This window comes from Streptococcus sp. HMSC057G03 (assembly GCF_001808745.1).
Lineage (GTDB): Bacteria > Bacillota > Bacilli > Lactobacillales > Streptococcaceae > Streptococcus > Streptococcus parasanguinis_Z.
In genome coordinates, this window is record NZ_KV794429.1 from 110,382 (window position 1) to 125,504 (window position 15,123).

At 41.9% G+C, this 15,123-nt stretch carries 16 protein-coding genes and 1 riboswitch; of the genes, 1 reads left to right on the forward strand and 15 read right to left on the reverse strand.

The window, feature by feature from the left end:
- The 6 genes from glyA to HMPREF2686_RS07610 are packed head-to-tail and all read right to left on the reverse strand — an operon-like array spanning position 1 to position 4,904.
- Entirely contained in the window at positions 1-1,257 is a 1,257-nt protein-coding gene (glyA, locus tag HMPREF2686_RS07585; protein ID WP_013903560.1) for a serine hydroxymethyltransferase, read from the reverse strand.
- 38 nt (positions 1,258-1,295) lie between these two features.
- Complete coding sequence (locus HMPREF2686_RS07590) at positions 1,296-1,907, reverse strand: L-threonylcarbamoyladenylate synthase (protein WP_070450068.1); 612 nt, start codon at positions 1,905-1,907, stop codon at positions 1,296-1,298.
- Entirely contained in the window at positions 1,894-2,730 is an 837-nt protein-coding gene (prmC, locus tag HMPREF2686_RS07595; protein WP_070450071.1) for a peptide chain release factor N(5)-glutamine methyltransferase, read from the reverse strand. The genes HMPREF2686_RS07590 and prmC overlap by 14 nt, the downstream gene beginning before the upstream one ends.
- Positions 2,730-3,809 carry a peptide chain release factor 1 gene (prfA, locus tag HMPREF2686_RS07600; RefSeq protein ID WP_070450074.1) on the reverse strand — a complete coding sequence of 360 codons (1,080 nt, stop codon included), beginning with the start codon at positions 3,807-3,809 and terminating at the stop codon, positions 2,730-2,732. The genes prmC and prfA overlap by 1 nt, the downstream gene beginning before the upstream one ends.
- A gap of 9 nt (positions 3,810-3,818) precedes the next feature.
- Positions 3,819-4,298: a GNAT family N-acetyltransferase gene (locus tag HMPREF2686_RS07605; protein WP_070450077.1), complete on the reverse strand. Its 480-nt coding sequence runs from the start codon at positions 4,296-4,298 to the stop codon at positions 3,819-3,821.
- Between the two features lie 21 nt (positions 4,299-4,319).
- Positions 4,320-4,904, reverse strand: a complete 585-nt coding sequence (locus tag HMPREF2686_RS07610; RefSeq protein WP_003001444.1) for a thymidine kinase — start codon at positions 4,902-4,904, stop codon at positions 4,320-4,322.
- Positions 4,905-5,018: 114 nt separating this feature from the next.
- Here HMPREF2686_RS07610 and HMPREF2686_RS07615 point away from each other — a divergent pair, with 114 nt between their 5' ends.
- Positions 5,019-5,201, forward strand: coding sequence for a 4-oxalocrotonate tautomerase (locus tag HMPREF2686_RS07615; protein ID WP_001117401.1), 183 nt, complete (start codon positions 5,019-5,021; stop codon positions 5,199-5,201).
- A 58-nt stretch (positions 5,202-5,259) separates the two neighbouring features.
- Here the strand turns inward: HMPREF2686_RS07615 and ilvD are convergent, their stop codons facing one another.
- The 9 genes from ilvD to HMPREF2686_RS07660 form a co-directional block, all read right to left on the reverse strand.
- Positions 5,260-6,978 (reverse strand): dihydroxy-acid dehydratase, encoded by a 1,719-nt coding sequence (ilvD, locus tag HMPREF2686_RS07620; RefSeq protein WP_014713305.1) that lies wholly within the window; start codon positions 6,976-6,978, stop codon positions 5,260-5,262.
- 126 nt (positions 6,979-7,104) lie between these two features.
- Positions 7,105-8,448, reverse strand: a complete 1,344-nt coding sequence (locus HMPREF2686_RS07625; RefSeq protein WP_070450081.1) for an MATE family efflux transporter — start codon at positions 8,446-8,448, stop codon at positions 7,105-7,107.
- Positions 8,449-8,558: 110 nt separating this feature from the next.
- On the reverse strand, positions 8,559-9,821 hold the full coding sequence (locus HMPREF2686_RS07630; protein WP_070450084.1) for a nucleobase:cation symporter-2 family protein: 1,263 nt from the start codon (positions 9,819-9,821) through the stop codon (positions 8,559-8,561).
- Complete coding sequence (locus HMPREF2686_RS07635) at positions 9,821-10,402, reverse strand: xanthine phosphoribosyltransferase (protein ID WP_003001484.1); 582 nt, start codon at positions 10,400-10,402, stop codon at positions 9,821-9,823. The genes HMPREF2686_RS07630 and HMPREF2686_RS07635 overlap by 1 nt, the downstream gene beginning before the upstream one ends.
- 91 nt (positions 10,403-10,493) lie before the next feature.
- Positions 10,494-10,589: riboswitch (purine riboswitch) on the reverse strand.
- Positions 10,579-11,562, reverse strand: coding sequence for a GMP reductase (guaC, locus tag HMPREF2686_RS07640; protein ID WP_045759434.1), 984 nt, complete (start codon positions 11,560-11,562; stop codon positions 10,579-10,581). (Overlaps the previous riboswitch by 11 nt.)
- A gap of 182 nt (positions 11,563-11,744) precedes the next feature.
- Complete coding sequence (locus tag HMPREF2686_RS07645) at positions 11,745-12,470, reverse strand: alpha/beta fold hydrolase (RefSeq protein ID WP_070450087.1); 726 nt, start codon at positions 12,468-12,470, stop codon at positions 11,745-11,747.
- A 42-nt stretch (positions 12,471-12,512) separates the two neighbouring features.
- The gene (locus tag HMPREF2686_RS07650; RefSeq protein ID WP_023918094.1) at positions 12,513-13,109 is read right to left on the reverse strand and encodes a hypothetical protein; all 597 of its coding nucleotides are present in this window, start codon (positions 13,107-13,109) and stop codon (positions 12,513-12,515) included.
- Between the two features lie 150 nt (positions 13,110-13,259).
- Entirely contained in the window at positions 13,260-13,796 is a 537-nt protein-coding gene (locus HMPREF2686_RS07655) for a hypothetical protein (RefSeq protein WP_023918092.1), read from the reverse strand.
- A 314-nt stretch (positions 13,797-14,110) separates the two neighbouring features.
- On the reverse strand, positions 14,111-14,728 hold the full coding sequence (locus HMPREF2686_RS07660; protein WP_070450088.1) for an SAP domain-containing protein: 618 nt from the start codon (positions 14,726-14,728) through the stop codon (positions 14,111-14,113).
- Positions 14,729-15,123 lie beyond the last annotated feature (395 nt).

Sequence of the window (15,123 nt, forward strand, 5' to 3'; positions counted from 1 at the left end):
TTAGTCCTCGTAAAGTGGAAAGGCGTCTGTCAAGGCTTTGACTTGGCTACGCACTTCGTCTAATACTTCTTGCTTGTCCGCATTTTTCAGCGCTTTGATCATGAGTTCAGCAACGGTGCGACTTTCTTTTTCACCAAAACCACGAGCGGTGATAGCTGCTGCACCAATCCGAATCCCACTGGTCTTAAATGGAGACAAGGTTTCATAAGGAATAGAGTTCTTGTTGAGGGTAATATTGACTTCATCCAACAAGTTTTGCGCCACTTTTCCGTTTTCAACGACTTTAGTGACGTCAACAAGGAAAAGGTGGTTCTCTGTTCCGCCTGAGATGACGCGGAAATCAGGATCTTGCAAGAAGACATCAGCCATGGCCTGACTGTTCTTAATCACGTTAGCTGCATACTCTTTAAAGGCAGGATCCAGCGCTTCTTTGAATGCGACAGCTTTGGCTGCAATGACATGCTCCAACGGTCCTCCTTGAATACCAGGGAAAATAGCAGAGTTAATTTTCTTAGCTAATTCCTCGTCATTGGTCAAGATTAGGCCTCCACGAGGTCCACGAAGGGTCTTGTGAGTGGTCGTTGTCGTGATATGTGCATAAGGAACTGGACTTGGATGGAGACCTGCTGCTACGAGACCAGCAATATGGGCCATATCAACCATGAGCTTAGCTCCTACTGCATCTGCAATCTCACGGAATTTTGAGAAATCAATGATATGAGAGTAGGCTGAGGCACCAGCGACGATGAGTTTTGGCTTCACTTCTTGGGCTTGTTTTAAGATGGCGTCAAAATCCAAGAGCTCTGTTTCAGGATCTACACTATAGGACACAAAGTTATAGGTTTGACCAGAAAAGCTCACAGAAGCTCCGTGCGTCAAATGCCCACCGGCAGCTAGATCCATCCCCATGACAGTATCACCAGGCTCAATCAAGGCCATATAGGCAGCACAGTTTGCCTGACTTCCTGAATGCGGTTGAACGTTGGCAAATTTAGCACCAAAGATTTCTTTGGCCCGTTCGATCGCGAGACTTTCGACCACATCGACCACATCTGTCCCGCCATAGTAACGACGACCAGGGTAGCCTTCGGCATATTTATTGGTTAGAATAGACCCTTGAGCAGCCATCACTGCTTTAGAGACGACATTTTCAGAAGCAATCAACTCAATATTGTTTTGTTGACGCTCTTCTTCTTTAGCGATCGCATTCCATAGGTCTGCATCATAGGCTTTGTAATCTTCTTTATCAAAAATCATGGGTCTACTCCTTTATAAAAAATTATTTATGTACATTATCACTGAGGAAGTTCATCTTCCTCAAAAGAAAGCTCTGGCACTTGTGCAAGCAAGTCAGCTTTCGTTATAGAACCTTGCCGCAAAATCCTGGCCTTGGAACCAGAGATATCCAAAATAGTTGAATCTTGTCCAGTCAGAAATTCATCATCCTCTATTCCAGGAACCACTTGATCAAACTCGCTTACAATGGCCTTATACTTTGTTCCACTTGCATGACCTGAAAGATTGGCCGAAGGACCAACCAAAGGCCCGAATTTATGAATTAATTCCAATGTTTTTGGGTGAGCCGGAATACGGAAACCAACAGTATCCAATCCGGAATGAATCCAGTCTGGCACCTTGTCATTCGCTTGAAGAATAATAGTCAAAGGCCCTGGCAAAAATGAATCAATCAGTTTTGCTAAATAGCCAGGTTGATTTTTCGAATAAATTCGAATTGTTTTTTCATTGGCTACATTTAAATTCAGAGCCTTGTCTCTCGGTCTACGTTTTATTTCGTAAATATAATCAACTGCCTCTTGATTCAAAGCTTTGGCAAAAATACCATAGACTGTTTCAGTTGGCAGAATAACCGCACGTCCTGCTTCTAATTCTTTCTCAATGTGATCCATTGTCTACTACTACCATTCTATCTTGTCCAAATTGGTCTTTCAGAACGCGAACGCGTTTGTCGGGAAATGTCTCTTGAAAGAGCTCTTTTACCTTGCTTCCTTGCTTATAACCAATTTCTAGATAAATTTTACCATCTGCTGTTAAAACACTTGGTGCTTGCTGGGCAATCTTTTCGTAGATGGCATATCCATCACGATCCGCAAAAAGAGCTAAGTGGGGTTCAGAGGCTAAAACATTGGCTCCGACTTCTTCTACATCATCATGAGAGATATAGGGAGGGTTGGACACAATCAGGTCATAAGGACCTTCTAGTTCGTCCAGTACATCTGACGACTTGAATTCAAGGACAGCTTCTAACTGCTTGGCATTTTCTTGAGCCAGGGCTAAGGCCTCCTCTGAGACATCACTAGCTTGAACCTGCCAGGTAGGTCTAGCGAGGGCTAGGCTAATGGCAATGGCCCCACTTCCTGTCCCAATATCCAGAACTCGTAAGGTCTCCCCATCATTTTCTTCCAGAATAAGAGCAACCAATTCTTCTGTTTCAGGTCGTGGGATCAGCACGCGCTCATCCACTGTAAAAACATGGCCACAAAATTCGGCGCTCCCAATAATATACTGGGCAGGGACGTGATGTTTCAACTGCTCAAAGATGGATTCAAGCAAGGCCTGGTCCTCTGATTCTACTTCTTTTTGCAAGGCAAGGACAAAGTCTGTAAAGGTCCAGTTTTTTAAAGCACGATACGCGAAGGAGAGGCTTTCTGCTTCCTCTCCAACGGCTATTAATGCTTCTTCATACTGGGCTAATAATGGTCCCAACAACATTAGTTATTCAACTCTTCTAATTTTTGTGTTTGATCATACAAGACCAAAGCATCGACCACTTCGTCCAGTTTACCAGATAAGATGGTGTCCAGTTTTTGAAGGGTCAAGCCAATCCGGTGATCAGTCACACGGTTTTGAGGGAAGTTGTAAGTCCGGATCCGCTCTGAACGGTCACCAGTCCCGATAGTAGACTTCCGCTCAGCGTCTTGCTCGTCTTGGGCAATCTGAGAAAAGTGGTCAGCCACACGCGCACGGATGATCTTCATGGCTTTTTCACGGTTCTTCTGTTGCGTCCGTTCTTCTTGCATCTCTACCTTGATATTGGTCGGCAAGTGGACGATACGAACGGCTGTTGCGACCTTGTTGACGTTCTGTCCACCCGCACCAGATGCGTGGTAGATGTCGATCCGAAGGTCTTTTGGATCGATGTCGTACTCGACTTCTTCGATTTCTGGCATGACCAGAACTGTAGCAGTCGAAGTATGGACACGACCTTGGCTTTCGGTCACAGGAACGCGTTGTACCCGGTGGGCACCAGATTCATACTTGAGTTTTGAATAAACCGATTGACCAGAAACCATGGCTACGACTTCTTTGATCCCACCAACGCCATTGTAGGAAGCTTCCATGACTTCAAAGCGCCAGCCTTGGCTTTCCGCGTATTTTTGGTACATTTGTAAGAGGTCGCCAGCAAATAACTGGGCTTCGTCTCCTCCAGCTGCTCCACGGATTTCCAAGATAATGTTCTTGTCATCGTTTGGATCTTTTGGAAGAAGTAAGATCTTCAGTTTTTCTTCGTACTCTTCTTTTTCAGCCTTAGCATCTTTTAGCTCTTGCTTGGCCATTTCTTCCAAATCTGCATCGCCACCTGCTTCCTTGATCATTTCTTCAGCATCGACAATATTTTGAAGGACTTGTTTGTACTCTCGGTAAGCTGTCACCGTATCACGAGTAGAAGCTTCTTCTTTTGAAAGATCCATAAATCGTTTGGTATCGGAGACCACATCTGGGTCACTCAACAATTCTCCTAACTCTTCGTATCGGTCTTCTACAGCTTGTAGTTGATCATAGATATTCATGTTTGCTCCTTAATTCTTGGTTGTTAGATCATAGATTGCTACAATCTCGTCTTCTATGACTTCGCCAGTTTCTTTAAATCCATAATGGAGATAGCAAGATCTCGCTTGATTATTTTCCGGTTCATAAGATAGCCAAAGACTTGTTGCTTTTCCAGCTGGCTCTGTTCGAACAAAGTCAATGACTGCATCCATAGTCGGTTTAAAATAGCCTAAACCTTGAAATCGTTTATCGATCATAAAGCGAAATAACAAGTAATTTCCCTTGCTGATCTCAATTTTCTGGTCATAGGCAATCATAACAAAACCAACTAATACTTCCTTATCATAAACTGCTAAGGGAGCTATAAAATCACCATTTTTATCATATACATAGGCTTCAGCTAAACTAATGGAATTGGATGCAATAAAATTCCTTTGATTTGGATGAACTTCTAGATTTAAAACGTCAAAATAATTCTCTATTGTAATATCTTTTAAACAAATAGACATTATTATCCTCTCTAAAACGTTCTAGACGCTTTCGGTTGGTATGTCTGGATTAAAATAATGCTTGCGGCAAACCGAGATATAGGTCTCGTGTCCACCGATCTGGATCTGCTCTCCATCATAGACAGGTTTACCCGCTTGGGTACGCAAGACCATGGTCGCCTTGCGGGAACAGTATTGGCAGATGGTTTTGATCTCCTCGATCTTGTCGGCTAACAAGAGGAGGTGTTTGGAACCTTCAAAGAGTTCATTTCGGAAATCATTTTTGAGGCCAAAAGCCATGACCGGCACATCCAGTTCATCCACGACTCTTGCCAAGTCATAGACATGGTGGCGTTTCAAAAATTGAGCTTCATCGATTAAGACACAGTAAGGTTTGATTGCTTGGTTTTTAATAAAGCCAAAGATATCCGTATCGTCTTCAATTGCAACAGCTTCTCGTTTCATACCGATCCGGCTAGAAACTACTCCAACTCCATCTCTGGTGTCGATTGCCGAGGTCATGATGACGACGCTCTTGCCTTGCTCTTCATAATTATGGGCCACCTTCAAGATCTCAATGGTTTTCCCCGAGTTCATGGTCCCATATTTATAATATAATTGTGCCATTTTCCTTTTGTTCTCTCTAAAATGTGTTTCATTATCATTTTACCATAATTTTGCTAAGCTTTGTATCCCAAAATGTGATAAAATAGTCCTATAAAAAATTTAGGAGGTGGCCATATGCCATTTGTACGAATTGACCTATTTGAAGGACGCACCTTGGAACAAAAGAAAGCCTTGGCCAAGGAAGTAACCGAAGCTGTTGTCCGCAATACTGGTGCTCCTCAGTCAGCTGTTCACGTCATCATTAACGATATGCCTGAAGGAACCTACTTCCCTCAAGGTGAAATGCGCACCAAATAATGGTTCCACTAAAAAACCTTTCTTGCTTGTGATATCACATAGCAGGAAAGGTTTTTTCTTATTTTTCTTGGGCTTGACGTTCTGCTTTCCGTTCTTCGAATTCTTCGTCACTCATCAAGGTTCCGCCGACATTAGCTGATTTAGCAAAGGCTGTATAGCGACGCAACCAACCGCTGGAAATTTTTGATTTGAAAGGTTTCAAATGTTTGCGACGTTCTGCAAGAGTTGCATCATCGACAAGTAGATCAAGGGTACGATTTGGTAGGTCAATCACGATTTCATCCCCATCTTCAATTAAGGCGATATTCCCACCTTCTGCTGCTTCTGGAGAAACGTGACCAATAGCAATCCCACGAGTAGCTCCTGAGAAACGACCATCCGTAATCAGTGCCACATCCTTACCAAGACCGCGTCCAACAATCTTAGAGGTTGGCGCTAGCATCTCTGGCATACCAGGACCACCCTGAGGACCCTCGTAACGAATAACAACGACATGGCCCTTCTTGACTGTTCCATTGTCAATCAACTCAAGGGCTTGATCTTGTGAATCGCAACAAATAGCTTTACCACGGAAAGTAGTCACAGATGGATCGACCCCACCGACCTTGATAACAGCTCCATCCTGAGCAATATTTCCGTAAAGGATCGACAAACCACCTACAGGTGAAATCGGATGCTCGATCGGATGGATAATTTCTTCATTTTTGATTTCAGCACCAGCAACGTTTTCTTTCAAGGTTTTACCAGTAACTGTGATACGATCACCCTTAATGGCACCTTTTTTGATCAACTGATTGATAATGGCTGGTACACCACCAGCTTCATGTACATCATGCATAGTGTAAACACTTGAAGGGGCAATTTTAGAAAGATAAGGTGTCTTCTTGGCAATTTCGTTGATATCTTTGAGATCATAGTCAATCCCTGCCTCACGCGCAATTGCGAGCGTATGAAGCACAGTATTGGTTGAACCACCCATGGCCATATCGAGCGCAAAGGCATCGTCGATGGCTTCTTTGGTCACAATATCCCGTGGACGGATATCCTTTTTAATATTCTCTACCAATTGTTTGGCCGCTTGGCGAACCAATTCACGACGTTCATCCGAAACCGCTAGGATGGTACCATTTCCAGGAAGAGCAAGGCCTAATACTTCCATCAAACAGTTCATGGAATTGGCAGTAAACATACCAGAGCAAGAGCCACAGGTTGGGCAGGCATTTTTTTCCAAGAAATCCAGCTCATCCATGCTCATATCACCAGCTTGATAAGTACCTACAGCTTCAAACAAACTTGAGAGCGTCGCTTGATGCCCCGTCATGTCAACGCCACCCTTCATGGGTCCACCAGAACAAAATACGGCAGGCACATTGGTCCGCATGGCAGCTAAAATCATTCCTGGTGTAATCTTATCACAGTTGGGAATATAGAAAACACCATCAAACCAGTGGGCATTGATGACTGTTTCAGCAGCATCTGCGATCAACTCGCGAGATGGCAAACTATAACGCATCCCGATATGGCCCATCGCAATCCCATCATCGACACCGATGGTATTAAATTCAAAAGGAATCCCACCAGCCTCGCGGATAGCTTCCTTAGCAACATCCGCTAATTCACGCAGGTGAACATGGCCTGGAACGATATCAATATAGGAGTTACAAATGGCAATAAAGGGCTTTTGCATATCCTTTGCTGATTTTACTTGCCCTGTTGCATAGAGGAGACCACGTGCTGGTGCTCGGTCGATCCCCATTTTGATCATATCACTTCTCATCTTGTTCTCCTTCTAGTTCTTCATTTCTACCTCCTAATCTTACCACTTTGACATCAATTGTCAAGAACTTTCAGAAAATTTATAATATTTACGGTACATAAAAAGCCTGGTCTCCCAGACTTTATTTTAGTTTGTTTGCTTTTTTTCGATCTGCCAGAGCCGCAGTTGGTAGCAAATTCCACTCACGACAAGGCTAGAAATGAGGCCGATCCAATAGGCATAGGGACCAAGGTTGGTCACATGGTCAAGAAAAATCCCCAGTGGGATAGAGATACACCAATAACTAAAGACTCCTAATAAGAAAGGAACCGTTGTATCCTTATAGCCCCGCAAAATCCCTTGTAGGGGTGCTGCGAAGGTATCGGCTACTTGGAAAAAGAGACTATAGGTCATGAAAATAGCTGTTTGCTGCACAAAGACTGGATCCTTGCCATATAGCCCTGCTAGTTGGAAGCGGAATGTATAGAGAAAGACGAGGGTGACAATGGCAAACCCAAAGGCTGTCAGTCGTCCCAAACGACAATATTGTTTGACCACTTCTGGTCTTCCTGCTCCCAGTTCGTAAGAGACGATAATCGCCATGGTACTGGAGATACTAACCGGGAAAGCATACATCAGGGTTGAAAAATTCATGGCTGATTGGTGGCTCGCAATGGTCAGTGATGGGAATTTTGCCATTAATAGACCAACGAGCGAGAAGATGATGACTTCTGCAAAAACAATTCCACCGATTGGAAGCCCAAGGCGCAATACTTCTTTCATCCCTTGAAAATCATAAGGTTGCGGCTTCCACAATTGGAAAGGTGCTACCTTGGGATGCTTGCACAAGATCAAAACCGCAATCACCAGCAAGACCCAGTAGGCCAGAGAGGTTCCAAGACCTGCTCCTGCTCCTCCCATCTCAGGAAAACCAAATGCCCCATAGATCAGGATATAGTTAAAACAAGCATTGAGAGGAAAAAGCAAGAGCATCAAGTACATGGATAGACGCGTCATTCCCAAGGTATCGAGGAAGGTCCGCACGATACTAAAGAGCAATAAGGGTAAGATTCCCAGAGAAAGGAAATATAAATAGCGAATGGCTATTTGGGCAACAACATTTTCTAAGCCGATCTGCTTGAGAATCATGGGTGCAATCCCCCAAACAAAGCCTATTAAGAGAATAGCCATACCAAATGACATATAGAGGAATTGGTAAAAATCGCCAGCAATCCGTTCTTTATTTCCCTTTCCTAAATGATGCCCAACAATCGGTGTCAGCGCAGAGACAATCCCTGTCAGGAAAGTAAAAAATGGATTCCACAAACTGGTAGCTGTAGAAACACCAGCCAAATCAAGGGTCCGGTACTGACCAGTCATGGCTGTATCGACAAAGCTGGCTGAATAATTGGCCAATTGGTAGATTAAAATCGGAAAAAATAGACTCAAAAACAAGCGCAAGCGCTCTTTAAAGTGATAGGTTACATACATGATTCTAACTCTCTTCTCATCAAACTAGATTTTCTCCTCTTCCACTCTACTATATGTTTCTTTAAAAGTCAAAAAAACCGAAGATCCAAGGACCTCCGGTTCATCTGTAATTAGTGTTTATTGCGGTTTAAAACAGCATTGAGAACGATCGCCAAGACACTGGCAACGACAATTCCGTTCGCAAAGAACATTTGGAATCCTGTTGGAAGGCCATTGAAGAGGGTGCTGTTGTTCAAACCAACCCCTGCAGCAATCGATACCGCTGCAATTAGGAAATTGTGCTCATTGTGTTCAAAATCAACACGCGCAAGAATCTGCATCCCTTGAATCGATACAAAACCGAACATAACCAGCATCGCTCCCCCAAGAACTGGGCTTGGGATGATTTGTGCTAAAGCTCCAAACTTAGGAAGGAGACCAAGAAGAACAAGGAAACCAGCGGCATAGTAGATTGGCAAGCGAGTCTTGATACCAGACAATTTCACCAAGCCAACGTTTTGTGAGAATCCGGTGTAAGGGAAGGTGTTGAAGATACCACCGAGGAGAACGGCCAACCCTTCAGCACGGTAACCATTGCGAAGGCGCGTGCTATTAATTGGATCTTTGGTAATATCAGAAAGTGCAAGATAGACACCTGTTGATTCCACCATAGAAACTGTCGCGATGATACACATCATGACGATTGAGGTGATTTCAAACTTAGGAGCTCCAAAGAAGAAAGGTGTTGGAACGTGAACAACTGGAGCTTGAGCCACAGGTGTGAAGTCTACCAAGCCCATAGAAGCCGCAATAGCAGTACCTACGATCAAACCAATCAAAATTGAAATGGATTTAATAAACCCAGTCGTATAGATATTAACAACTAAAATGATGAGAATGGTCACCACAGCCAAAATCAAGCTTTGAACGGTTGGTTTTGGCGCATTATTTCCCATATTTCCAATCGCTACTGGAATCAAAGTCAAACCAATGGTTGTAATAACAGATCCCGTTACAATAGATGGGAAGAGATTGGCAATCTTAGAGAAGAAACCAGAGACAAGGATGACATAAATCCCTGAGACAATCAAGGCACCAAACATGGCACCACTACCATGGCTAGCCCCGATCATGCTGAGAGGTGCCACAGACTGGAAGGCAACCCCAAGGACTACCGGAAGGCCGATCCCAAAGTATTTATTGAGCTGCACTTGAAGGAAAGTTGCTACCCCACACATGAAGATATCTGTAGAGATGAGGTAGGTTAGTTGATGAGCGTTATAGCCCAAAGCTCCTGCGATCATGATCGGCACCAAAATAGATCCCGAATACATGGCCAAAAGATGTTGCAAGCCTAGAATGGCCGCCTGTGAATGGCTTTCTTCTTTTTGCATTAGATGTCTGCCTCCTTAAATACAACCTGACCATTTTCAAAACGGTCCAAACGTGCGAGGGATACAACTGGATATCCCAACTCTTCTAACAATCCTCGTCCATCTTGGAAGGATTTTTCAATCACAATCCCAATCGCTTCGACTTGAGCCCCGGCTTGTTCGATGATTTGAATCAATCCTTTGGCTGCTTGACCATTTGCGAGGAAATCGTCAATGATCAAAACCTTATCTGATGGATCCAAGAATTTACCAGCAATCGAAACGGTGCTGGTGACTTGCTTGGTAAAGGAATAAACCTCAGCCGTCAAGATGCCTTCATTCATCGTGATGTTTTTCGCCTTCTTAGCAAAGATCATGGGAACATCCAAGGCTTCAGCTACATAAAGGGCAGGTGCAATCCCAGATGCTTCAATGGTCACGACTTTGGTCACACCAGCATCTTTGAACCGGTCCGCAAAAGTCTGACCAATTTCTTTCATCAATTTGAAATCCACTTGGTGGGTCAAAAAGGAGTCCACCTTGAGGATATTCTCACCTAAAACATTGCCATCTTTTAAGATGCGCTCTTCAAGTAATTTCATACTTCCTCCTACTTTTTTAAAAAATCCTCTACTTCATTCACAAAATACAAAAAGGCCTGCTAAGCAAGCCTTGAAATCTCTCTAGAAAGAGAAATAATCCCGACTTACTTATTGTTAGGTGTTCCGGCACCTTGTAGAAACATCACGCCTATTCGTGAAATAAATAAGTAATTCAATTAGTGTGCATCGCCATTCCAGATAGAATTCTTAACGATCACATAGTCAACATGTTTCAAATCTGCTAATTTTCGGCCTCCTGCATAAGAGATCGAACTTTGCAAATCTTGTTCCATTTCTGTCAAGGTATCTTGCAAATGACCCTTGGCAGGCAATAAAATCTTCTTACCTTCGACGTTTTTATAAGCACCTTTTTGGTACTCTGAAGCAGATCCATAGTACTCTTTGAAAGACTCTCCATCAATCTCTACTGTTTTACCAGGACTTTCGATATGTCCTGCAAAGAGAGAACCGATCATGACCATAGACGCCCCGAAACGAATCGATTTGGCAATATCACCGTGGGTCCGAATACCACCGTCCGCAATGATTGGCTTGCGCGCTGCTTTTGAGCACCAGCGAAGAGCAGCCAATTGCCAACCACCTGTACCAAATCCAGTCTTCACTTTGGTGATACAAACCTTACCAGGGCCGATGCCGACCTTAGTCGCATCAGCTCCCGCATTTTCCAATTCACGAACAGCTTCAGGAGTTCCAACATTTCCAGCAATGACAAAGGTATCTGGCAATTCTTTCTTGATGTGTTGAATCATCCGAATGACACTATCCGCATGACCGTGTGCGATATCAATAGTGATGTACTCAGGCGCATCTGCCTTTAATTGACTCACAAAGTCGTATTCGTATTCCTTAACACCAACCGAAATGGAAGCGATCAAACCTTGATCATGCATGCGTTTGACAAAAGGAATCCGACCCTCTTCATCAAAACGGTGCATGATGTAGAAGTAACCACCACGCGCCAACTGCTCTGCTACATTCTCATCCAAGATTGTCTGCATATTGGCAGGAACGACTGGAAGCTTGAAGGTATGGTTTCCAAATTGGACGGTTGTATCTGCTTCTGACCGGCTATTGATAATACATTTGTTGGGAATCAACTGAATATCTTCATAGTCGAAAATAGGAAATTCATTTAACATAGATTGAAAAATCTCTTTTCTAAAAACTGACCTACCTATGCGCAAGCGCATCGCTACGTCTCTTGACGTTTCCTTGATAGATTATACCAAAGATACGGACCTAATGCAATGGGAATGATTTTATAGGAAATAACGTTCGGAAATTACAAGATAAAAACCTGTTTCAAAAAAGAAAACAGGTTTTATTTATGAACATTTTGGAGCCAATTGTTCACTTCTCTAGCTACAATTTCTGGCGCCTCTGTATACAGTTCGTGCCCCAAAGCATCTAGCAAAACTTGCTTGATCTGGGGATCTAGCTGCTTCAGAGCGTCTTTTCTCCATTCAGGCTCTTCTTGGTAGCAAGGTCCAATAAAAAGGACAGGCAGGTCCGCCAGTGGAATCTGGTAAGTCTTCATCTGACGCCGTAGACGCAATAAGGCCATGACTTTTTCTAGATCCAGATTTAATTCATATCGTTCACTCGCTGGATTCCAACGATAGCTAGCCTCTACCGCTTTTTGCGCTATAGGAGTAGGATCTGCTCCATCACCAAGTTCTGATAACACAGCTTCTTCTAAAGTTGCAAAGACTTGCTGCTGCATGAAGGACGACGTGCCTTCTAGCTCTTCTTCAAGAGGCAGGATCTTTTCCATATCCAGATACCCCCCATCCAGGAGAATCAAAGCCTGAATCTGAGGAAACTCACTAGCCAGATAACGAGCCAAATCTCCACCTAAGGAATGCCCCAATAAACAGATCTCTTCCGCCTGGCCAATCTGACCTTGAAACCAAGCACAAAGATCGTTTTCTGTCTGAATCATTTCCCTATAGGGATCTAGAAAGGTCACAGGAAAGCCTAGCTCATCAATAAGTGGAGCCAGATGGTAGCTATTGCTACCGAGGCCACCAATAAAATAATACTGCATGTGTTTTGTCCTTTCTTTTTCATTCTATTTCATTGGTTAGCGCTACTCTCTCGCGTCTCCTTTATGGAGTTCCGTATTATAAACAATTTCTGCACCAGGGCTTCCTTTATCATCCTTTACGACTCCTATTAACTGACCATCTTCTACTAATAATTCAATATTTTCATCTGTACTACTTGCCTCTGTGAGTATAGCTCTCTTAGGCAAATGCTCCTCATTTGAAACGTCTACAGGTTTGCCATTTGAGTCCAGTAACTCAATGACTTCATTGCCACCTCCATCAAAATCAAGAACAATGTCTGAAATCAATCCATAACTTAATGGAATAAATTTCTTTATTTTATCTCCCAGAGTAGCTTTATTTCCATACTTGTCATAGATCGTCGGACGCACATAGGCATTTGAGAATGTTGACCCTTCTTCAGTAACGTATATTGGGGAGAACTCAATCTTCTCAATCCCAGTATAGTGTTCTTTGATGTAGGTTCCGATTTGTTCTTCTAGCAAAAGAAAACCATGCTTATAGAGCTTTGTTGTTTTCGGTCCAAGATTCGGCTTCGTTAGTTTATTGTAGACAAAGTAACTACCGGATAGGATGAAAATTAAAATAGCAATGATCTTTACCCACTTTCTGCTCATCAGTCGCTCCTCCTTCTATCTACTTCAGTATAGCATATTTGGTTGGCTTTCCATCGCTATTCCTAACGAAACGGAATATAAAGATTTGAAATGTGGCGAAATTTTAAAGCATTTCACAGTCTCATGAAATACTTTTAAACTGTATTATTTTTATATGAATAGAAGACTAGTTCCTTCAGTTTTCTTGGTCTCTTCAATCCAATATTGCTCCTCTTTGGGGATCAAATGATCAAAACGTCCTGAAAAAAACTTCCATCCGTTTGGCACATATCTTTCGTAGTTTTTCATCCCCAGATGGTTTGAATAAAATTCTTCTTTATCAAAATCGATGAAAAGATCCGGAAGCAAGGCTTTTCCTTCCAGAATAATCTCTGAATTCAAGTTCTCCTCTTCCATTGAACGTTTGATCATTGAGATCAATTCTTCAACCGTCACCTTCAGCCAATCATCTTTATACATTTCTAAGTAGCTCTCAAGATTGCTTTTTGTAATCACATGAAGATTCTGCTGAATCTCAGGTAAATAGGAGAAATCAACATCCAGACCTGCTTCCTGGTATGCCTGAATATATTTATCGATATCCATTGTCCACATTTCGTTTGAACAAATATACCAGTTAAACTGATGATTTGCAATAACCCCAACAATATTTATTTCTGGTTTCTCTATCAATTGGTCTTTATTCACTAGTTTTTTCTCCCCTTCTCCTATCTACTTGTTCCGAACTGACAATAGGACTTACTTACCAAACATTATATATCTATGATACCGAATTATATTTTGACAAGCAAGTTAATGACCGAGTCGCTAACAAAAAAGCCAGCTAAAAGGGTTTAGCTGACTGATGTCATATCTAATAAATCTTTCTCTGCTAGATCATCTAGCAGAGAAAGCAAGTATCCCACATTCTCTTATATTCTATAAAACAAAAAAGCACTCTGCAAAAACAGAGTGCTATCGTCTTTAATACTTTATATTCCGTTCGACAAACTTGAAGTTGTTTACTTACAGTACTCCTCTATTTTGTAGCTATATTCTTTTAGAAGTCCCCGTGAATAAATTTTTTTATTTTTTGAATCTCTAACTTCTTTCCAAAGGATAGCCGCAACTTTTAACTTGTTGGAGTAATGATTGCTAAATTCATCTGCACAAAAGTCTTTTAGAAATTGATTCCATTGGCAAGCTGAATTATCATACTTGGCGTAGTCTGACTCTCCATAGTATATTTTAATCATATCTTGGATTGTAAAATTTATGTTGTTGTCCCGTTTTACTTTTCGCCAAGCAGTAGCCATATCAGCATTAAACTTAAACGGATTAACACCTGTTACAGCTGAAAAATAATCACGAAATTTCTGATTAAAGGAAAACCCACATTCAAGTAATGATGTATTTAGGGTTATTATTTCAGTTTGATTTTTGTTTCTTTTCCTCAAAACTTTTTCTACTCTATTTCCCCTAAAATATTGTTCTATAATATGATTTAATTCTTTTTTTGTACATCTGTATTCTAATCCAAGGTACTTACAAATTTGTGAAAGCTCTTCTCGATACCAGTAGTATCTGTTAAATTCTTCAAATGATTTTATATCTCTAAAATCAGGTCTATGTTCTTCCAAATGCTCACCTCTACAACTCCAAATTTATCTCATTATACCATAGATAATAAAAGTCATATCAATTTATACCCATGCCACATAAAGCTATAACAGAAAATATTACAATCTTGTAATTACTGTATTTCTATTAAGCTTAACTTTCTTATAAAATAGATAAGAAAAAAATGATATAGTCCATCACTAGTAACAAGAAATACTAGGAGTTGAAAAATATAAAAACATTGAAATGGAAAGCATAGCAATAAACAAAACAGTCAGTAAAACGATGGTTTTGTTGTGTTGTTTCACTTGCTTTCTAATTTCCTCTTTTGACTTTATCCGCAGACGCCCTTTGTATTTTGATTTAGTCATGGAACTTCTAATAAGTTCGCTGACGTCCGTACTCACTTAAGGAA